The sequence below is a fragment of the Brevibacillus sp. BD137 genome, from assembly GCF_041644655.1.
In the GTDB taxonomy this organism is placed as follows: Bacteria; Bacillota; Bacilli; order Brevibacillales; family Brevibacillaceae; genus Brevibacillus; species Brevibacillus brevis_D.
In genome coordinates this window covers 20,523-42,675 of sequence record NZ_JAOTNO010000002.1, presented here as the reverse complement: position 1 = coordinate 42,675, position 22,153 = coordinate 20,523, and the positions used below count along the sequence as shown (strand labels likewise).

Sequence of the window (22,153 nt, the reverse complement as noted above, 5' to 3'; positions counted from 1 at the left end):
TGCAAACCAAAAACGAGAAGCTTGCTCAGATAGCAGCTTCTCGTTTTTCATTTACAATCGCGGATCGATCTCCTTTTCCTTCGCCACTTCAAAGAGCATCGTTGCGACTACTTTTTGATACTCCGTATTTTCTGGAGAAATGTCGTCAAATGTAAAACCAAGCATCCGCTCACCCAGCTTGTGCTCCTGCATCGAAGTCTTGAGCTTTTGCGAAATGTTTTTCTGATTGAAAAGCTTGCGGTACTTGTGTGGGAATCGGTAGTCGTAGCCATAAATAATCGACAAGTACTCCGGATTGCGTACCTTCATGGCAGGAACGACCTTCTGATTGTTGAACTCTGGCTTGATCACAATGCCTTCCATTTTGTTTTCCAGTGTAATCGTGGAAAAGTAACGAGCTGCTTCTTCATACGCATTCGGCTCGGACAAATCGATCGTGAGGAAATGATCGGCATTGACGAAGCGATACATATCGGATGTTTTCCAATCGGGCAATTCCTCGTCCCCATTCAAATAGACGGTCTTTAGAATCGTAAAAGGCTTGTAGGCCAGCTCCCCTTCTCCTGCATAGAGCTCCAACTGTTTTTGGTAAATGTGATAGGCCTCCAAATGCTTGTCTACAGGAACGTAGCTCTCTTTGATTTCTCGCACATACTTATAGTTTTGATACAAGCTCGAACCAAATTTTTCCGTGAGTGCACTCTTGGATAGGTGGAACTGGTCTTTTTCAAATCCGCTCTCGTCATAGTTGTGAAAAAGTTGGTGCAGCGCCTCTTCAAAGCCGTTTTCCTGTAAAAATGCAAATTCACTCCGCAACGCAGATTCGATCGGTTTGAACTGCTTTTCGATCAAGCCCTTCCCTATTCCACTCCACGGCAACAATTCGCCATCCAGGATGAGCATCGCGATTTCATTTTGCTCCATGTATGCGCGGAATCTTGCATGCAGCTTGTCATAAATCGGTGTCAAATCAACCTGTTTGATAGCATAACCGTTTCTGCTGATTGCAAAGCATTTGTCGCGATCAAGATGGAGATAGAGATTGCAGCGCGAGCCCATGTATTTCGGCTGCAACACGACTTGATGAACGCCTCGATTCGCGAAATAATCCAGCCCCGCCTTCAACGACTCCAATTCCTGCGTTGCCGCATCCTTATCCGCCGGGGGCATCGTTCCAGAAATAAAATTGACCTTATTTTGCGAGCAGTAACGGAGACGACGGAGTTCTTCCTCTTCCAAATCTCCCATGGATACTTGTTTTTCTGCATGGAACAAGAATGGTAGCTCCTCAGTCATCACCCGATGCTCAGACTGAAACGATTTGAAAAACGGCTTGTGTGCGATCACGACTGACGTTAACGCATTTCCGTGCACACATCCGGTATCGAGATGGAGCTTGTTTTTCAGGCGAAACGTTTTTTGTGCCGCGATATGCCCAAAAATATGGTACGGATGGTTACTGACCGCTTCAACTGTCAAAAAAGCGAGCTGCTCTTCCAATGATGCTGTTCGGTCTATCCGATAATTGCGTTGGCGCCGCATCGAATTCGCATCGAGCTTTCCGATATATTTCCTTTTGCAGGGTGCATGTGTGACATAATAGGACGGCCCAGTTAATGCGTTCGATCGATAAAAAGGCTGAGCCAGCGTATACAGGTGATTGAACTTCTCTGTTAATTCGGCGTCTTTTTCCAAAACGTGTGTGGAATCAAAATAAGTATCCAGTAGCTGTGGGTCTACCCCTTTAAGTTCCTTTCGCAGGTACTTGTAGACAAAATTTTCGTGGTTCCCAAGAACGAACAAGAAATGCTCTTGATTTGTGTATAGAAACTCGATGATCTCCCTCGTTTGCGCTCCTTTGTCGATCCAGTCCCCTGCTACGATGATTTTGGTATGCTGCACCTTGTCCGTCGAGATGAGCCGATTGTCTTCGAGCTTGAATCCGTAGGTTTGCAGGAGACCTTTTAATTCGTGGACGCATTCGTGAATGTCTCCGATGATGATATATGTTTGATCTTTGGGAAGGATCGTAGCCAGATAGGCATCCTTATTTTCGATCACGACCTCATAACGAGGATTTGCCATCTCATCTGCTAGTGTGTAAAAATCTTTGTGTCGTATCCGGTGAATGTTGTGGTACCCTTCTTTGGATAATGCCCGGAGAACCTCTTGCTTCAACCGGAGAATATGGTTGGTAATCAGTTTTTTCGACCGTTCGGATGCATAGTAATCTTCCCGATTGCGATAATCAAAGAGGATCACCTCCAAGCGGTAATTGTTCTCTGCTGCAATGTCGCGGACTTTCGAGCGGAAGTCTTCTGCTAGCCCTGTTGTATCGACTACCACGAATTCGGCGTTGATCGGAAACGCAGTCACCAAGCGCAGCTTTTCAAACAGAAGCTGAAACGCCTGCTCGCTGGCCTCCAGCATCACCTGATCATACTTGTCGTAATCATAGCCTAGCAGTTCCTGGCGAATGCTGTCCGAGGAAATGTATTGGACATTTGCTTTTACGTTTTTTTGTTCATCTTCAAACGAAAGCCTCGGCATGAGTACTTCCTTGGCAAAAGTCGTTTTCCCACATTCGGTGGGACCAACGAGCATAAAAATCGTGTGAACCTGTGTCTGTAACAGCATCGTTACGCCCCCTTTCTCTGGACAATGACGCCTTGAGTGGTGTGAATGTCGTTCACGCCGTCACCAATGGACACAAATTGCCCCTGCACCCCGGCTTCTTCCATGATCTCGATCATCCATGCCTGGAACTCTTCTTGTCCCATTTCCCATTTGTGATCGTCGTGGCGATAACCTTCCAGCTCATAGAACTGATTAAAATCTGAGTTTGGTGTCGTAATGATAAGATGGTCAAAATCCAATCGACTGCAGATTTGCTGAATGAGCCCTCTCGCTTCCTCTTTGCTCATATGCTCAATGACCTCAGTCATAATGACATCAACCTGTTCACCGTTGTAATCCTGTAAAAACTGATCGAGCGAGGGGAACAAAATTAAATTCGAGATTTCTTTTTCTTCGGCCCTACGTCTGACTACTTCCAGCGATTGTTCATCGATATCGATGGCATAGTAATACTGTGGCAGCTTGGTAGCAAACGGGATCGCATAAAAGCCTTCTCCACAACCGATATCTACAATGGATTTGGTAAAAGGAAGCTTACTCGCGATGTAGTTCCTTCTCTGCAAACCGGTGCTGCCATACTCCAATTGAATGGGGTAGTGGCTTGTCTTCTCAATCTCGGTCTTGTACTTGCGATAGCGCTCTCTGGTTGTCAGGAAGTTGCGTGCGAACAGGCTACGTATGTAAAAAGGTGCGTCGATGACATGGATGCTTTTGATGTATTTATCCAGGATGTTATCGGATATATCGATGTACTCTTTTCCAAACATACTCAAGAATAGACAAAGCACACTTACGACGTGGAGAAGCTGATGTAGACTCGTTCTCGTAGTGATAGTCAGAGCGTAGCTTTTATCGGCGTGATGCTTGAGTTCAAAGGTGAAGTCCTTCAGGTGCTTCTCAAAAAAAGTAAGATACAGCAAGCGTTCGATGTGAATCATGTTGATGAAAAACACATGCTCATACCCTTCTGCATCCTGCTCGTTGTGTTGCTTCATCGCTGCGGAAAAAAATTCATTGATCGCATTTAACGGAAACAACGGGGTATTGTAGCGGGAGACATTCAAATATTCAAAATGCTCTTGTTCGGATTGTTTGTAGGAAACTTCATTTTCTGCATCTTTAAAGTAAACGTTGTATGTATCCGTATTGGAAAACCATCCGTAAGCGATGCCTTTTCGAATGGATCGTAAACTCATTCCGGAATTCGGATTTTTCTTGATCATGTACGAAAAATCCGGGTTCTCTGATCGTAGCTGAACAATGGCCATACGTTGTCTCACCTCTGGAAAGGAAGAATGAATATCTACTGACAATTTTCACCTTTCCATCCCGTGCTGAACAGGGTATAAGTATTACGACCTTCCAAAAAGGAAGAGCCAGTTATAACCCCTCATAGGTATAACTGGCTCTGTTCACCCCTTATTTACGAACGACAACCTTGATCTGAATGTTTTTCCCTTTATATCTGGTCGTGACAATCGCATTCCCCTCAGCCATGGCGGTGATGTTCCCATTATCATCTACCGTTGCTATTTCTGGGTCTTCGGATGTCCACTCGGCATCCGACGTCACTTCTTCTTTAAAACCCTTTCCATACACAGCATGTACGGTGACAGACTTGCTTTCTTCCGGTTCTAGATAAAACGAGCCGCGATTTGATTCTAACCAATCTGGTACTTTTTCTTCCATGACCAAGATATTCAGCCTTACTTCTTTGTTTGCGTATTTCCCTGTAAGGACAACCGTTCCAGGCTTCTTGGCAAGCAGTACCCCGTCCTCCGTTACGTCTGCAACCTGAGGATTCCTTGAAGACCATTGGACGAATTTCGTCACCTCATCGCTCTGTTTGTTGCTCAAGAGGGCGGTCACTTCCAGCTCCCTTTTTTCATCGACCTCTAGGACAACCTTTTGAACATTGGCTGTAAGTGAACGGATATACACGTTGGAAATCGTGACGGGAATTTCCAGCTCTTTTCCCCGATAACGAACAGTAATCACAGATTCTCCCTCTGTTTTCCCCGCTTTTATGCGTCCAGATTTGACTTCAACCAAATCGTTGTCGCTGTCGTACGTTATTTCTTTATCCTCCGTAATATCAGTACGTTTGCCATCTTTGACAGCATACACCTTGTAACGAACGCTGGAGTACGGTCTTACCCAGTATTTCTTATCGATGATTTCCAATCGGAAGGAATCGTCTGCTTCTTCTTTTACCGTCACTTCCGTCATCGCCTCTTTGTTTCCATCTACAGACGTTACGGTAATGGTGGTCTTTCCTTCACTTTTCGCAGTTATGTGCCCCTCATCATCCACTTCGGCTACCTTAGGGTTACTGCTCTTCCATTTCACTTCCTGATTCGTTGCATAGGATGGGGTGATCGTCGCCTTTAACGTGACTTCTTCTCCCACTTCGAGAATCAGCTTTTCCTTGTCCAGATTGATATCCGTGACTGGAAAATAAGCAGGCGGTGGTGGTGTAACTGGTCGTTCAACAACATGAACAGTACGTATCACCTGAATTGCTCTGTTGCCAGCCGGATCGATGGCATCGTACTGAAGGGTATAGGTCCCCACTCGATTCGTATCGACATTTCCGGAGACGTCGGCTGACAAGCCAGAGACCAAGTCGTTCACCGTAGCCCCGGGGTCTTGAAAGGCTGTTCCCCTGTATATTCTCATGGTCGTATCGCCTTTTAACGTAATCACTGGATTGGTTTTATCGATGCGAACCTCAGTCATTTCTTCCTCACTGCTGTTATTGGCTGCATCGGTTTGCTTTGCCCGAATGGTTGTGATACCTTCATCGGATATTGTGAAGGGGGTTGCATACGGTACCCATCCACCCGAATTCAGCTTATACTCGACTTTTGCCCCAACTTCTCCGGTCAGCTTCACAACTACATCTTGGTTGGTCCATTTGTCATGGCTCACCGTAATAACTGGCTTGTTTGGGGCATCGCCATCTACTGTGATGGTATAGGTTATGCTATCTGTACTATTGTTCCCCGCAAGGTCAGTGGCACGAGCCTTGATTTGATGCGTGCCGTTTGCAAGTGTAACAATCGTACTCCAACCTCCACTGTCATTCGCTGTCACAGAACCTGCAGCCTTATTATCGACGATGACTGTTACCGTACTCTTTGGCTCAGCCGATCCGCTTATCGTAATCTGGTTGGTTTTGTGGATGAAGGGTAGCGGATTCAGGCCGGGAATAGCTGGTGGATTCGCATCAACAAGGATCCCAGATGTATCCCCGATTCCTTGCAAAACGAGCGCCAGTGCATTACCTGCTGTATCTTGAATCGTACCTCCATTCAGTAAAATCTGATTGGAATGAATAGCGATACCGTTTTTGTCTTCGTCTCCTTTGTGCAAAACATAACGGAAAATCAATTCGGATGTGCCAGAGCCTGAGAGATACTGTGCCTCCTTAACATCTGAACCAATCATGAGTTGGATCACGGGTGTTCCAGTTCCCGTGTTTACCGTTACAGGTCCATTTGTCTTCACCACAAAGTCCAGACTCTGTTGACTTCCATACACCCCGGCGCTAGGAACCCCGACACCTGTTATTCCTAGAGAAGCAGCATTTACGAGAAGTCCCGTTGTGTTCCCTATATTCGATAGCATCAAACTGGACGAGTGGCCCGCATAATCTTGAATGGTACCACCATCTAGCACAATCGTAGGCTGAAGGGTGATCCCGTTCATATCCCTGTCACCTGGTTGCACAACATATGTAAAAACCAGTGTGTCGCTTCCTGAACCAGATTCGTACATGGCTTGCTTGGATTCCGCTCCGACTATCAAATCAAGATGGACCTTATTCATGAGGCTTACATTCACAGGCTCACTGTATTTCAGTTTAAAAGAGAGCTTGTCTCCAATGCCGTATATTCCAGGCTGAGGCACCTCCACATTAAGGAGAGTTGAGGTTCTGGAGTCAACATTGATCCCTGTTCCCGAAACCGTTCCGAGTGTAATCGGAACAGCATTGTTCGACGAATCAGTTATGGAACCACCGTTTAATTCAAGAGATGCTCCAATTGAGATTCCATCGTAATCTTCCAGATCATTCACAATCGTGTACGCAAAAAACAACTTGTTGCTGCCTGAACCACTTACAAAATGGGCACTCACAGGAGTCGAGCCGATCAGCAATGGCAAAGTTGGAGTCCCAGAGACTGTTACATTCTCTGGGTACGATACCGCAAAAGTAAGAACCTCTCCTTCTCTGTATATATTACTTTGCGGTAATTCTAGCTGAATCGGTGATACAATCGCATCGGCAGTCGCATTTTGTATCGATGGCATCGTAAGAGCACTAGCTGATAGGGTAAAGCCCATAAACATGATGAATAATATTGCCACGCTGCTATACAGCAGCCTGAATGATCCAGAAATCATGAATCTCCAGACTTTTCCTGACTCAACCTTCACGAACCTTCCTCCTCTTGTCTTCTCATGGGATGATTTCATTAAGAAATATTACCTATTTTATCATAGGATGATTTGCTTCAAAATGCTGTTCTTGGTATGGTGAAATCCGCGATAACAAACCAGCGGGAGGTGCGTCAGATGCCTTATTACAAGCCGATTGAGATCGCTCGCGAGCTACATATTAGCACGAGTGCTTTGCGTCATTATGAATCATGGGGAGTCGTTCCTGCTCCTGATCGGGCAGACAATGGTTATCGACTGTATACAGAGATCCATCTTGCCTATTTTCGTTGCCTGCGCGCCATGTTCCCCGGCTTCGGAGTCGCCATCACCTGTGAAGTCCTTCGATCGATTCAAAAAGCGGATATGGATGCTGCCTTTTGGCTCGTGAATAAAGAACAGGCCAATCTCCAACAAGAGAAGGTCGCAGCAGACCAAACACTCGAACTTTTGGAAAATCTCGACGTCTCCTTGCCCTTAAACAAAAAGTGGCGAAACCGCATGATGATTGGTGAAGTCGCTGCTTACACAGGAGTCACCACGTCTGCGATTCGCCACTGGGAAAAAGAAGGCTTGCTCGTACTGCCACGAGATCCTGAGAATGGCTACCGCCTATTCACTCCCATGGATATACGGAAGATTTTGCTTATCCGCACATTGCGCAATACGGTGTATTTTTTAACGAACATGAAAGAAATCGTACAAGCCGTTGAAAATCACAGCATGGAGCAGGCCAAAAAAGTGACGGCAGATGCGATCAAAAGCATTCACGATCGCAATCGCCATCAGATGTTCGGGGTTAGACGGTTGGTTGAATTATGTGAAGTACTGGAGCTCGTTTGATTATCTTCCTGTAAAACGCGGTGGTGTCTTGTCTAAGAATGCTTTGGTTCCTTCCCGAAAGTCTTCGGTGGATGCCACGAGTCCGAAGTAATCTGCGCCCAGAAGTGCGGACTCCTCTACTGTCAGGTTACTTCCTCGATGTATCGCATCCCACGTTAGTTTCACTGCCAGCGGAGACTGAGACAAAATTTCTTGGAGAACCTCCTCTGTTTCTCTCAGTAGCCGCTCACGCGAAACGACCCGATTTACCAGTCCTATGCGGTGTGCTTCATCCGCATCTATCGCGGCTCCTGTAAGAAGCAACTCCGCGGCACGGCCTTTTCCTATTAGCCTAGGGAGTCTGGTTGTTCAACCAAAGCCGGCTACTGCTCCAATTCGCACCTCTGGATGACCCATTTTGGCATGTTGAACCGCAATACGCAACGTGCACGATTCAGCGATTTCAAGGCTCCCGCCTAACGCATAGCCGTTAATCGCAGCAACGACTACTTTTCCCAACGATTCGATTTGACTGGTCACCGAAACGGCCAACTGAGCAAAATCCCTTACTTCCATCGGTGTCGCCTGATGCAGGTACGAGATGTCGGCTCCGGCAGAAAATGCTTTTTCTCCCGCTCCTGTAAAAATGACCGCTTTCACACTGGTATCGTTTTTGATCCGGTCCAAGATGGTCGAGAGCTGATAAAGCACATCTCGGTTCAATGCATTCAATGCCTCTGGTCTGTTTAGCGTCAGGGTAACGATTCCTTTCTCATTCTTGTATAAAACAACCTCTTCAACGCTCATCTTTCCATCCTCCCATCGTTTTAGAAGCTACAGAATAATCAAGCATTTTTCGACCTGACAAACTTCTTGGTGATACGCGCATACTTTGCTTTCTAAATGAAAATTCCTCCTTCTCCCATATACAAAAAAAGGATGACCCCGGAGCTTCAACCACCGAAGCACCATTACGGTCATCCCCTTTCTTATTTCTTTTCTACAGCATGTCCGCCAAATTCATTACGCAAGGCTGCGACCACTTTTCCGTGGAACGTATCCTCGTCCAATGAACGATAACGCATCAACAAGGACATCGCAATCACGGGTGTAGCTGCCTGTAAATCCAGCGCGGTTTCCAGCGTCCATTTTCCTTCCCCGGAAGAATGCATGACCCCACGGATTTCATCAAGCTTGGCGTCTTTTCGAAAAGCTCGCTCTGTCAAGTCCATCAGCCAGCCTCGAATGACGGAACCATTTGCCCATACGCGTGCAACCTCGGCAAAATCGAAGTTATACTGGCTTTTCGCAAGTACCTCAAAGCCTTCCCCAATCGCCTGCATCATACCGTATTCGATTCCGTTATGAATCATTTTCAAGAAGTGGCCGCTGCCCGCTTCCCCAGCATACAAATATCCGTTTTCGACGTTAATGTCGCGAATCATTGGCTCGATATGAGTGAATGCTTCCCGATCTCCACCAATCATCATGCATGCTCCGTGGCGCGCTCCCTCCATGCCTCCGCTCGTTCCTGCATCCATGAAGTGAATACCTTTCTCTTTCAAGCGTTCATAGCGCTCTAGCGATTGCTTGTAATGGGAGTTGCCACCGTCAATGACGATATCTCCTGCAGCAAGCAAGGTAGAGAGCTGATCGACCAATTGATCTACAATCTCTCCTGCTGGTACCATCAGCCATACTACGCGAGGTGTCGGTAGCTTTGCCACAGCGTCCTCCACCGAAAATGCTGGAATCGCGCCTTCATGACTCAACTCTTCTGCACGTGTAGAATCTACATCATAGGCTACGACCTCATGCTGATGCGAGAGCAAATTAAGCGTGAGATTGTACCCCATTTTTCCTAATCCGAGGATCGCAAGTTTCATATCGTGTACGTCACTCCTTTTTGGATCATATCCGTTACCACGTATTATAAGACAAAAATTTTCATCTTTCATCAAAAATGAAGAAAATTTTTTCGAACCTATGAAAAGGAGTCTGATTTTCCTTATACTATCAGTACAGATTCACAAAGGAACGTTAGGAGGTACCTATTGATGAACGCTTCCACCCCGCATGCTCCTCGTGTGCTCACGCAATTACGCGCCATCTATACACAATTAAGCGGGAAAGAACAACAAATCGCCGACTATATTTTGGAGCATGCCAGTGAAATTATTCACTTCTCGATCACGGAGCTAGCCGATCAATGCCAGTGTGCAGATGCTACCGTATTTCGTCTGTGTCGCAGGCTTGGATTTCGCGGCTACCAAGCATTCAAAATCGCCTTGGCGAGTGAAGTCACGAATCCCAAGCAAACGATTCACCAAGAAATCAATCTCGACGACGATGACGTCAGTGCAATTGCTGAAAAAATTTTCACAGCAAATATCGAGACGATTCGGGATACGCAGCAGATTATCAATAAAGATGAGTTAATGAAAATCGTCTCCTGTTTGGAAAACGCAAGCCGGATCGAGTTTTATGGCTCGGGAGGCTCAGCCGTCATCGCGCAGGATGCGTACCACAAATTTATGCGGACAGGCATTCCTTGTCTCTATCATTCTGATGCTCACTATCAAGTGATGTCCGCCTCTCTGCTTACCAAAGGTGCTGTCGTTGTAGGCATTTCCCATTCTGGGTCCAATAAGGATATTTTGGCAGCCCTGCAGGTTGCCAAGAAAGCCGGAGCAAAAACAATCGGCATCACGAGCTATGGAAAATCTCCTCTTGTGCGCCTGGCAGACATGTGCTTGTACACGACTTCACGCGAAACGGTATTTCGTACAGAAGCCCTGTCGTCCAGGCTTGCTCAGCTCAGCTTAATTGATCTGCTCTATGTAGCCGTATCCTTACGGCGCCAGGATAATACGATCGCCAATATCCAGCACATTCGCGAAGCTATTTCACTCAAACGTCTGTAAATCAGGCGTTTTTTCTTTTGCTTGCCTACTCTTGCAACTTACAGGAGAAAAATGCAAATCATACAAGCAACGTGTAAAGTGTTCAATTATGAAATAATTTTTTTCTTTATGCTTAACAAATGAAAAAAATTTCGATATAATCTCGTTATCTCCATGACAACACGTTGAAAGCGTATTCAATTAGGGGTGACTTCTATGACGCAAACCTACTTTATCGGGCTTGATATCGGGACGACCAGTACCAAAGCAATTGTTTTCACTCCTTCCGGCGCCATCCGCGGTACGGGTAATATCGATTATCAGCTACTCGTTCCCCAGCCGTCTTGGGCTGAGCAAGAGCCGGAGACGATTTTTGCTGCTGTCATTCAGGCTTTAAAGCAAGCACTGGAGCATGCAGGCATTGCTAAAAGCGAGATCGGTGGTATTGGCTTCTCTACTGCCATGCACAGTTTGATTGCTGTCGATCCGAGTGGCAATCCCCTGACGAATAGCATTATCTGGGCTGATAATCGGAGCGTGGCACAGGCAGATCGATTAAAAGCCGACGGTGTCGGTCATCAGATTTACTTAGCGACGGGCACGCCCATCCATCCCATGTCTCCACTGCCCAAAATCATGTGGCTACGGGAGAACTTGCCAGATACGTTTCGGCGGGCTGCCAAGTTTATTTCGATCAAGGAGTATGTCATTTATCGGCTGTTTGGTGAGTACATCGTCGATTACTCCATTGCTTCTGCTACGGGGCTGTTTAATCTGAGAAAGCTCGACTGGGATGAGGAGGCACTGCGAGTCGCAGGCATCTCCAAGCAACATCTCAGTGAACCTGTACCAACTACTCATATCCTGCGAGGAATGAAGATCCGTTATGCGGAAGAGATCGGGATCGATCCAGATACACCTTTCGTTGTCGGTGCCAGCGATGGGGTTTTGGCAAACCTCGGCATTGGAGCTATTGACCCCGGACAAGTAGCCATCACGATTGGCACGAGTGGCGCAGTAAGAACGGTTGTTCCAGAGCCGATCACGGATCCAAAAGGACGGACTTTCTGCTACGTGCTGACGGAAAACCATTGGGTGATAGGTGGACCCTCGAACAACGGTGGGATCATGCTTCGCTGGTTCCGTGACGAATTCAGTTGGCCTGAAGTGGAAAAAGCCAAACAGCTCGGCGTTGATCCCTACGATGTCATGATCCAAGCTGCTGAGCATGTTCGAGCTGGTGCAGACGGGTTGCTCTTTCTCCCCTTTTTGTCGGGCGAACGAGCTCCGTACTGGAACGCACAAGCAAGAGGCTCCTTCTTCGGTATCAGCCTGCATCATAAGCGTGAGCATTTTATCCGAGCTGTTCTCGAAGGAATCTTGTTTAGCGTCTACAGCATTGGTATCGCCCTGCGCGATCTGGCAGGTGGAGCCAAGGAAATCCGAGCATCGGGTGGTTTCGCCCGCTCGCGGGAATGGCGGCAGATAATGTCCGATATGTTCGGGTATGAAGTGCTGATTCCGGAGAGTCATGAAAGCTCGAGCTTTGGTGCCGCTCTTCTGGCGATGCATGCATTGGGAGCGATGGATCATTTGCAAGATGTGAAAAAAATGATTCATATTTCGCATCGCCATGAGCCTGATTTAGAACGATCTAGTGTCTATTTGGAGCTTTTCTATATATACGAGCGTGTTTATTACAACCTGCTGGAAGAGTACAAGCTGATAGCCGAATTCCAAAAGCGGTTGAACAACTAGAGACAACAACTAGGGAGGGTTCATCATGCCACTCGTCATTACACTGCTGTCCATCGTCTTCCTGCTCGTTCTCATTACCCGCTTTAAACTGAACCCGTTTATCGCACTGTTATTGGCCGCAGGTTTTGTGGGAATCGCATCCGGCATGCCGCTTGTAAAAGTTGTGGACTCCATCAAGGATGGGATGGGTGGCACTCTCGGTTTTATCGCGATCGTGCTAGCCTTGGGAACTATGCTTGGCAAAATGATGGCCGAATCTGGCGGTGCCGAACGCATTGCCCGTACGCTCATCAACCGCTTCGGTGAGAAAAACGTACACTGGGCCATGATGTTCGTGGCGTTTATCGTAGGGGTTCCGGTATTTTTCCAGGTTGGTTTTGTACTCTTGATTCCGCTCGTGTTTACGATTGCCAGACAAACAGGGGTCTCCCTTGTCAAAATCGGAATTCCGCTCGTAGCCGGCCTTTCTATCGTTCACGGGATTGTGCCGCCTCACCCTGCTGCTATGGCCGCTGTCGATCTGTTCCAAGCAGATGTCGGTAAAACGATTCTGCTCTCCCTCATTGTCGCACTGCCTTCCGCGATCATTGCAGGACCGATCTACGGTAGCTGGATTAGCAAAAGAGTCAAGGCCAGCATCTCTCCAGAGCTCGCTTCCCAGTTGGCGGAGCCAAAATCCGAGCGTGATTTGCCTAGCTTTGGGATCACCGTCTTCACCGTCTTGCTCCCTGTGCTGTTGATGTTGTCTGCAACGGTTGCGGATGTGACTCTGCCAAAAGAACATACGATTCGCCAATGGGCAGATTTTATCGGAAGCCCGATTACGTCTCTGTTGATTGCCGTGATTGTTTCCTTCTGGACACTCGGGTTCAACCGTGGTTTTACCAAAGACGATATTCTCAAATTCACAAATGATTGCTTGGCTCCAACCGCGACAATCTTGCTCGTCATCGGCGCAGGTGGCGCATTTAACAAAGTGCTACTGAACAGCGGTGTGGGTGACTATATTGCCGAGCTTGCTACGGCATCTGCCATCTCCCCTATTTTCCTGGGCTGGCTGATCGCGGCCCTGATCCGTGTGGCAACTGGCTCTGCGACCGTCTCCATGATGACGGCAGCCGGTATCGTAGGTCCTATCGCGCTGCAAATCCCTGGAACAAGCCCAGAGCTTTTGGTACTGGCAACAGGTTCTGGCTCCCTGATCCTGTCTCACGTAAATGATTCCGGCTTCTGGCTGATCAAGGAATACTTCAATATGTCTGTGCCAGATACACTGAAAACGTGGACAGTGATGGAGACCATTCTTTCTGTTGTGGCAATTATTTTGATCATGGGACTTTCCTATATCGTGTAACACAAAATGAAAAACAGGTCTTTCCATCCATATCACTGGAGGTAAGACCTGTTTTTTCTCTGGCTGGGTAACCTGCTACTTCATTCGTTTGGCAATCGGATGGTCTTCATTCAGCTGAAGCAAATCCCACAGGTTGCCATATAAATCCTGAAAGACAGCGACCATTCCATACGGCTGTTCTTTTGGCTCTCTCACAAATTGGATTCCTCTTGCAGCCATCTCATGATAATCTCTCCAAAAATCGTCTGTGTTTAAAAAGAGAAAAACTCTTCCGCCAGCCTGATTCCCGATAAATGGCTCTTGCTCAGGTTTGGATGCTTTTGCAAGCAAGATCGTAGTGCCAACAGAACCAGGCGGAGATACGACAACCCACCGCTTATCCTGTTCTGGCTGATACGTATCTTCCACTAACGTAAAATGGAGCTTCTTGGTATAAAACTCAATGGCTTCATCATAATCTTTGACCACGAGCGCGATATGGACGATGGATTGAATCATGATCTTGCGTTCCTCCTGCTTAAAGGTTTTTTTTGGAATGAAAAGATAGGTTTGGGACAAACTATGCCTTGGGGCTGCACGTATGATATAGCAGAGCTTCCCAACACTAATCGAGGGAGTGACAATCTTGGCTACGAACAACGAACGCAATCACAACGATGCTGTTGGCAACGACGAAGCGAACATGGCAGGCAGTGGAGCTGGTGAAGCTGTAGGAACAGTTGGCGGTGCGGCAGTAGGTGCTGCTGTAGGTTCTATTTTAGGTCCGCTTGGTACCATTGCAGGTGCCGTTGCCGGGGGTGCAGTTGGCAACAAAATGGGGGAAAATGTGTCGGCTGACGCCAATGACACGTTTGGTGCTACGAATAATGATGCCAATAGAGACCGAACAGAATAAAGCAAGCTTCTTCTATGTTTCTCAAGACGAGGTGCAGGGGCAAACCTGCACCTCATTCCATTAGCTGATGTAGAAAATAAGGCCTTTTTCTTGCTCTGCTGCTCGCTTAAAAAATGCTTGAACAGATTGAAAATGATGAAACATGTACGCGAAAAATTCTTCCGCTTCATCTCCCTCGTTAAGTGGGTACACATCATTTTCCACCAAGGTAGGAAAATGGTACTTCTCTTTTAGAGCTGACTCGGACATATTGGCAATGGCCTCATACGCTGCTTTTACCTGTTCACTATGTAAATAGAATGCGCCAAACTCCCCGAATTCAACTGCTTGGTCCGTTAATAAAGGTACCACATAGCAAAATGGAGGCTCTCCATCTATTAATTCTCCGCACAAAGTATAGGGAATAGCTTGCCACGTTTTATCTATATCCAGCATATCCTCTTCTTTCAGCTCTACCTCATATAAATCGATCGTCCCTGCAATCCATGAATCGATCATCTCGTCATTTGCTATGATGTAATTGCCACACATACCCATTCTTTTTCTCCCCCTTACTTCTTATTTAAATAATCTTCTACTGATTTTCTCAAATACTTGCCTGTCGCTTCTCCGATCATCTTTTTCATTTCTTCTTGTTGTTCCTTATCAGCTTTTCTTTTTTTGCGCTTATCTTCCCTTGCCTCCAATGTTCTTTTCCCATTTCTGTTCGTTTTGTTTTTACTGTCTGTTTTTTTGTCATTATGATAATATTCGATGCCAAAATCATACCCAGTTATCGAATGCACTACTTGTAAGCTACGAAATATTTTCTCTTTATATAGAGGATAGAGCTCATTTACTGTGTCCTTGTATAAATTCCTTCCGATTCGATGGTTTTTTATCCGCGTTAGGGTTAGGGTCTGTGCCTCTAGTATTTTGTTATACTGGGCCATGTTTTGTTGAGCACTCTCTATCTCATCCTCTTTCTTATTGTCTAATTCTTCCACCAACATGGCGAACTCACTTGCTATGGTATCGAAGTCCTCTTTTTCTTTCTCAAAGCTTTCCTCTTCTTCTTGTTGTACATCAAAAAATGGGTAATAATCCGCCTCTATTTCCTTAAGTATCTCGTATTCATTTCGAATTTTGTTTTTCTCTAATTGATAAATAAATAGACATTTTTTCTCGTCTCGTTCGTCTAACAGGGAAATGCCTTCTGGAATTAATCTCATTTTTTCTGGCTTTTCTACATCACCAATTTCTTCAATCTCATCGATAAGAATTTTGTTTCGTTTCAGTTTGGCTGGTATGATTTCAAAAACATTGGTGGACGAAGCTTGCCCCTTTTTCACCTCACCAAAATGAGCTACTGCATTCGCTTCGTCTCCCTTCCATTCTACCGGTTTTTGATTTTTCAAAAAGTCTGTTGGTAGTGATTGATGCATGGAATAGCGAATCCCTTTCACTTTCGTCGCCTCGAAGTTGTTGGAATCAATGTCATAGAGCTCCTCATTTCCGTCCTTATCGGAAAATGCGAGATTAAATCTTGCTGTGTGGCTTTTTCTTGTAAAATCCAAATTCCCTTCATCCATTGTTTGAGAAAACTGTTCGAAAGAAGATTCTCCCTCTGTTGGACTGGCAAATTTCCATTTCTCTTCATCTTTCTTGCTCATTTCCGCCTTTGCATCCCATTTAAACGGAATCCTGACTGGTAGCTGAATTTCCCATGGCTTCGTTGAATCGACCTGCTTCAAAGCACCTAGCTTAACTAATTGTTCTTGATCCACACGAAAGTTCCATTGATCGTATTTCACCTCAACAGAGTACGTATACTCCGTACCTCTTGACGCTCCACGTAGCATTTTTTCAATCGTATTATTATAAGAATGCTCGTTGTTTTTCTCATCATGCGGGGCTATATTCCACGCTTGGTTCGCTTCGATTCCTCGTACAATCTGATATCCGACCAAGTGCCCCCCATCGTATGCGGTTTTAGCTGCATCATTTTTTCCATCCCGTATCAATCGCTCTTCTGTACCCAGATTCCCAATCGCACTTACAACAGAATCGCTTTTGCGATCCTTTCTCGATGTGCCTTTTTTTACGATAGCAGTAACGGAATGAGGACGATCACATGTATCTCCTAATACTTCTGTCTTGGAAAAGAAGTTTTTATTTACGTTGTCCTCTCCATATGTATCTTTCAACACGCCCAAAAAGGTAGGGAGGCCTTTATCTGCTCGAACAGCAGTAAATTGACCTTCGTTATTTAGATTGTTATCATACTCATCTTTTGTGTAATCGGTTGGTTCAATATTCTTAAATTTGCCTTGTATGACCGGTTCGTTATTTCTTTGCTTTTGATGTAACTGGATCATGGCTTTGTTTCCGATTTTTTTGGCGAGCTGTAAGACATGGGGTGCAGCGCTTTTTGGGGTTGGGGATAGCGGAGAATTTTCAGGGGTTTGCCGATAACTTGATTGCGATTCGTGATTTTGGAAAAACATCCCGTCACCTGCCGTACAATCATTTATAGAATCTAATCTTTTCTTATCATATCAAATTCTGTCTTTTTTCCCAATCTGTTTGAATGAAAACGAAGAAAGGCCGACGACTCACAAAATAAGTCATCGGCCAACTCCTTATTTCCCCACTGAAACATAGGATTGCTCGGTGGCTTTCTTTTTCGGTGCTTTGGCATCGCCTTTCTTCTGGCTCATTTCAAAAGCTGCCAATATCGCCTCTTGGCGCTTCATGCCGGATTTCTCCAACTCCTCCATCGTGGAGACGATTTGCTTGTAATCTTTTGGAATGACTTTGACAAACTGTTGGACGGTTCGTTCCCACTCATCGAGCAAAGCTTGTGCATGACGGCTACCTGTGTGGTTGACGTGGTTCTCTAGCAAGCGTTTGACTCGTGCGATTTCATGTTGATCTTCCAATGACTCCAGGAGTACCATCTCCTGATTGCACATCGCAGCAAACTTCTCTTTATCCTCAGCCAGCACGTAAGCAGTACCACCTGACATGCCTGCTGCAAAGTTTTTGCCGACGGGGCCGAGAACGACGACGCGTCCTCCAGTCATGTACTCGCAGCCATGGTCGCCTACTCCCTCCACGACTGCCGTCACTCCGCTGTTGCGCACGCAGAACCGCTCACCAGCCATCCCGTTGATATACGCCTCCCCAGAGGTAGCTCCGTAGAACGCAACGTTGCCAATAATCATGTTGTGCTCGGGAGCGAATTTGCTGTTTTTCGATGGTCCGACCGTTATTTTGCCGCCAGACAACCCTTTTCCTACGTAGTCATTTGCATCTCCTTCGAGATGAAGTGTGATCCCTCGTGGAACAAATGCCCCGAAGCTTTGACCTGCCGAGCCAGTAAAATGCAGTCGGATGGTATCCTCCGGCAGACCGTGCTCGCCAAAGCGTTTGGTTACCTCACTGCCCAAGATCGTACCGACCACGCGATTCGTATTGGTGATGGCGAGCTTTGCCTCTACCTGCTGCTGTTTATTCAATGCTGGCTTGCACAGCTTGAGCAGCTTTTGACGATCCAGCGTTTCTTCCAGCTTGTGATCTTGGTTGCGCTGATGATAGCGGCCCACATCCTCGGAGACATCCGGTTGGAACAAGAGCGCAGACAAATCAATGTGCTTGGCTTTCCAATGTTCTTTTGCCTTGTCGCCCATCTTCAGGACATGGCTCTGACCGACCATCGACTCGATGGAGTGATAGCCCAGCTCTGCCATGATCTCACGAACTTCGCGGGCCACGAGACGCATGAAATTCACTGCGTGCTGCGGATCGCCTTTAAACCGTTTGCGAAGCTCGGGATTTTGTGTGGCCACACCCACTGGGCATGTATCGAGGTGGCATACACGAGCCATGACACACCCTATCGAAACAAGTGGAGCTGTAGCGAAGCCGAATTCTTCCGCTCCGAGTAAAGCTGCAATGACGACATCGCGTCCCGTCATCAGTTTGCCATCTGTTTCCAGAACCACACGGTCGCGCAGCTGGTTCAGCAAGAGCGTCTGGTGTGTCTCAGCAAGACCGAGTTCCCATGGCAAGCCTGCGTGCTTGATGCTTGATTTGGGAGAAGCGCCTGTGCCTCCATCGTGTCCACTGACCACAATGACATCCGCAAGACCCTTCGCCACACCAGCCGCAATCGTTCCGACTCCCGCCTTGGATACGAGCTTCACGCTGATTTGTGCTCGCGGATTCGCATTTTTTAAGTCAAAAATCAGCTGTGCCAAATCCTCAATCGAGTAAATATCGTGATGAGGAGGCGGCGAAATGAGTCCAACTCCTGGTGTCGATCCGCGTACTTCGGCAATCCATGGGTAGACCTTGCTTCCTGGCAATTGACCGCCTTCGCCCGGCTTTGCCCCCTGTGCCATCTTGATCTGGATCTCAGAGGCATTGACCAAGTAATGACTAGATACGCCAAAGCGTCCGGATGCGACCTGCTTGATGGCACTGCGTCGCAAATCTCCGTTTTCATCCATGATGTAACGCGCCGAATCTTCCCCGCCTTCCCCGCTGTTGCTTTTCGCACCCAAACGGTTCATAGCGATTGCTAAGGTCTCATGTGCTTCCTTGCTGAGAGAGCCGTATGACATCGCCCCCGTTTTAAAACGATGAACAATGGAATCAACAGATTCTACCTCACTCAGCGGAATCGGCTGCCGATTGGACTTGAAATCGAGCAAATGCCGCAGGGCTACGAATTGCTGGGCTGTCGCTTGCTCTGCATAGATTTTGTACTGCTCATAGCTACCTTCCCGACAAGCTTTTTGCAGGGCATGAACCGTCTTTGGGTTGAACAAGTGAAACTCACCGTCACGGCGGAACTGAAAATCACTGCCCGCCTCCAATACTTCCTCGGAATGCTCCGGCAAAAATGCTTTCGCATGGCGAATTAAAGTCTCTTGCGCAATTACATCCAGTCCGATCCCCGAAATCTGAGAAGGCGTACGGCTAAAATAGCGATCGATGACGCCAGAATGAATGCCCACTGCTTCAAAAATTTGTGCGCCACGGTAGCTCTGAATGGTCGAAATGCCCATCTTGGACATGACTTTTACGACACCTTCAACGGCTGTTTGGAGGTACACTTCGACTGCTTCGTCGCTCGTAATCTCCTTCAGCTTTGCCGTTACAACCAGATTGCTTACCGTTGAGATGGCGACGTATGGGTTGATCGCATCGACACCGTACCCAATCAGCATGGCAAACTGGTGTACATCACGCGGTTCACCGGATTCTATGATGATGCTCGCTTTGGTACGTGTCCCTGCGCGGACGAGATGATGGTGAAGTCCACTTACAGCCAGCAAGGCAGGGATCGCGGCCAACTCTTGATTCATTCCGCGATCTGATAAAATCAGCAAGGTGTAGCCGGCAGCAATCGCTTCATCCGCCGCAGCGAACATTTGATCAAGTGCCAGTTCTAGCCCGTGTTCGCCCCCTTGGGCCGGGAAGAGTATCGACAATGTTTTTGCCTTGAACTCTTGGTATGGGTTCGCGCGAAGCTTCGCCAGCTCTTGATTAGAGATCAACGGATTGGACAAACGAATTCTACGGCAATTGCTCGCATCCGGTGCAAGCAGGTTTCCTTCCGCGCCAAGCACAGTGTGGGTCGATGTTACGCAAGCCTCCCGCAGCGCATCGATCGGCGGATTCGTGACTTGGGCGAAAGACTGTTTGAAATAGTGGTACAAGAGCTGTGCGCGATCAGACAATACCGCGAGTGGTGTGTCTACGCCCATCGAACCAATGGGGTCTTTCTGATCAGCCACCATCGGGGCAAGAACCTTGTCGACTTCCTCCTGTGTATAGCCAAAAGCTTTTTGATGCGCAAGCAAGCTGTCTCCTTGCAGCTCCTCCATGCGACTCGCTGCCGGTAAATCCTCGATAGCATGTAGGTTGTTTTTCACCCACTCCTGGTATGGCTGTTCGCTTGCGATTTTTTGCTTGATTTCCTGGTCAGAAACGATTCTGCCTTCCTCGAGATCGACCAGCAACATCCGTCCCGGACTCAGCCGACCTTTCTGAACAATCGTTTCATCTGGAACTTCGAGAACGCCAACCTCCGATGAGAAAATGATGGTATCATCGGACGTCACATAGTATCTCGCTGGTCGCAAGCCATTTCGGTCGAGAATCGCGCCAATGATTCTGCCATCCGTAAAAGAAATAGCTGTTGGACCATCCCACGGCTCCATGAGGCAGCTGTGATACTCGTAAAAAGCTTTCTTATTTTCGTCGATTTGCTCATCCTGATCCCACGGTTCAGGAATCATCATCATTGCGACATGTGGCAAGGAGCGACCTGCCAGCGAGAAAAACTCCACGCAGTTATCCAAAATCGCCGAATCACTACCCGCCATATCAATGACTGGCACCACTTTTGCCAAATCAGCACCAAACACATCGGACTGGAACATTTTTTCACGAGCCATCATCCAGTTCATGTTTCCTTGCAAGGTGTTGATTTCCCCATTGTGAATCAAATAACGATTCGGGTGCGCCCTCTCCCATGTAGGGAATGTGTTCGTACTGAAACGGGAGTGAACGACGGAGAAGGTGGAAGTGTAAGAATTATCTTGCAAATCAAGATAAAAAGCATCCAGTTGTCCTGGTGTGAGCAATCCTTTATAGACAATCGTACGCGAAGACATGGAAGCGGCGTAAAAATCAGCACCTGTTGCCCGTTCCACCTGCTTGCGAATGACGTACAGCTTCCGTTCAAATGCCATTTGGTCCTGTATATCCGAGCTGGCTCCGATGAATACTTGGCGGACATAAGGCTGACTCGCTACAGCCGTTTTGCCAATTTTCGTCGCATCGACAGGAACGGTTCTCCAGCCGAGCAGTTTTTGTCCCTCTGCTGCGACAATCTCCTCCAGCTGCTCTTCATACTTTTGCCGTTTCGCTTCATCCATCGGAAGAAACAGCATACCTACACCGTATTTACCTAGCGCCGGCAGCGTGATATTCAGCTCTTTACAGGTCTTTTTGAAAAAGGCGTGTGGAATTTGCGTTAAAATCCCTGCACCATCTCCCGTTTCCGGATCACTGCCTTGACCGCCGCGGTGTTCCAGTTGGCACAGAATTTTCAGACCCTTTCGGACCATATCATGCGTCGATTTCGATTTCAAATTGGCAATAAAACCAATTCCGCAAGCGTCATGTTCGAAAATCGGATCGTACAGACCTTGCTTAGCAGGCATTCCTTGTGTCGTCATGTTTCTCCACTCTCCTTGCTCTCTCTTGTATGTACATTTTAGATTGAGCGAAACGATACAAACAATATATAATTTATGCAAAATCTATCTCAAATCGAGATAAATGGGT

13 protein-coding genes and 1 pseudogene are annotated in these 22,153 nt (G+C 47.0%); 5 read left to right on the top strand and 9 right to left on the bottom strand.

What is annotated here, in order from left to right; genetic code table 11:
• Nucleotides 1-51 precede the first annotated feature (51 nt).
• The 3 genes from ODZ53_RS03960 to ODZ53_RS03950 form a co-directional block, all read right to left on the bottom strand.
• Nucleotides 52-2,637: a metallophosphoesterase gene (locus ODZ53_RS03960; RefSeq protein WP_372676004.1), complete on the bottom strand. Its 2,586-nt coding sequence runs from the start codon at nt 2,635-2,637 to the stop codon at nt 52-54.
• A 2-nt stretch (nt 2,638-2,639) separates the two neighbouring features.
• Nucleotides 2,640-3,905, bottom strand: coding sequence for a class I SAM-dependent methyltransferase (locus ODZ53_RS03955; protein WP_372676003.1), 1,266 nt, complete (start codon nt 3,903-3,905; stop codon nt 2,640-2,642).
• Nucleotides 3,906-4,056: 151 nt separating this feature from the next.
• On the bottom strand, nt 4,057-7,077 hold the full coding sequence (locus ODZ53_RS03950; RefSeq protein WP_372676002.1) for an Ig-like domain-containing protein: 3,021 nt from the start codon (nt 7,075-7,077) through the stop codon (nt 4,057-4,059).
• A gap of 138 nt (nt 7,078-7,215) precedes the next feature.
• Between ODZ53_RS03950 and ODZ53_RS03945 the strand changes: the two genes are divergently transcribed.
• On the top strand, nt 7,216-7,920 hold the full coding sequence (locus tag ODZ53_RS03945; protein WP_372676001.1) for a MerR family transcriptional regulator: 705 nt from the start codon (nt 7,216-7,218) through the stop codon (nt 7,918-7,920).
• On the opposite strand, the pseudogene ODZ53_RS03940 reads toward ODZ53_RS03945, so the two are convergent.
• Nucleotides 7,921-8,706 (bottom strand): annotated as a pseudogene (locus ODZ53_RS03940) (enoyl-CoA hydratase/isomerase family protein).
• A gap of 182 nt (nt 8,707-8,888) precedes the next feature.
• A complete protein-coding gene (gene gnd, locus ODZ53_RS03935; protein ID WP_372676000.1) occupies nt 8,889-9,785 on the bottom strand; it encodes a phosphogluconate dehydrogenase (NAD(+)-dependent, decarboxylating) in 897 nt (298 codons plus the stop codon).
• 171 nt (nt 9,786-9,956) lie between these two features.
• Here gnd and ODZ53_RS03930 point away from each other — a divergent pair, with 171 nt between their 5' ends.
• From ODZ53_RS03930 to ODZ53_RS03920, 3 genes are all read left to right on the top strand, one after another.
• Nucleotides 9,957-10,823, top strand: a complete 867-nt coding sequence (locus tag ODZ53_RS03930; protein WP_372675999.1) for a MurR/RpiR family transcriptional regulator — start codon at nt 9,957-9,959, stop codon at nt 10,821-10,823.
• A gap of 195 nt (nt 10,824-11,018) precedes the next feature.
• Complete coding sequence (gntK, locus tag ODZ53_RS03925) at nt 11,019-12,560, top strand: gluconokinase (RefSeq protein ID WP_372675998.1); 1,542 nt, start codon at nt 11,019-11,021, stop codon at nt 12,558-12,560.
• 25 nt (nt 12,561-12,585) lie between these two features.
• A complete protein-coding gene (locus tag ODZ53_RS03920; protein WP_015891027.1) occupies nt 12,586-13,914 on the top strand; it encodes a GntP family permease in 1,329 nt (442 codons plus the stop codon).
• Between the two features lie 75 nt (nt 13,915-13,989).
• Here ODZ53_RS03920 and ODZ53_RS03915 read toward each other — a convergent pair whose 3' ends face one another.
• Nucleotides 13,990-14,412, bottom strand: a complete 423-nt coding sequence (locus ODZ53_RS03915; RefSeq protein ID WP_372675997.1) for a VOC family protein — start codon at nt 14,410-14,412, stop codon at nt 13,990-13,992.
• A gap of 184 nt (nt 14,413-14,596) precedes the next feature.
• Between ODZ53_RS03915 and ODZ53_RS03910 the strand changes: the two genes are divergently transcribed.
• Nucleotides 14,597-14,809, top strand: coding sequence for a glycine zipper domain-containing protein (locus ODZ53_RS03910; RefSeq protein ID WP_142496388.1), 213 nt, complete (start codon nt 14,597-14,599; stop codon nt 14,807-14,809).
• A gap of 60 nt (nt 14,810-14,869) precedes the next feature.
• Here ODZ53_RS03910 and ODZ53_RS03905 read toward each other — a convergent pair whose 3' ends face one another.
• The 3 genes from ODZ53_RS03905 to gltB form a co-directional block, all read right to left on the bottom strand.
• Nucleotides 14,870-15,346, bottom strand: coding sequence for a YfbM family protein (locus tag ODZ53_RS03905; RefSeq protein WP_372675996.1), 477 nt, complete (start codon nt 15,344-15,346; stop codon nt 14,870-14,872).
• A gap of 14 nt (nt 15,347-15,360) precedes the next feature.
• Nucleotides 15,361-17,295, bottom strand: coding sequence for a hypothetical protein (locus tag ODZ53_RS03900; protein WP_372675995.1), 1,935 nt, complete (start codon nt 17,293-17,295; stop codon nt 15,361-15,363).
• 135 nt (nt 17,296-17,430) lie between these two features.
• Entirely contained in the window at nt 17,431-22,044 is a 4,614-nt protein-coding gene (gene gltB, locus ODZ53_RS03895) for a glutamate synthase large subunit (RefSeq protein WP_372675994.1), read from the bottom strand.
• Nucleotides 22,045-22,153 lie beyond the last annotated feature (109 nt).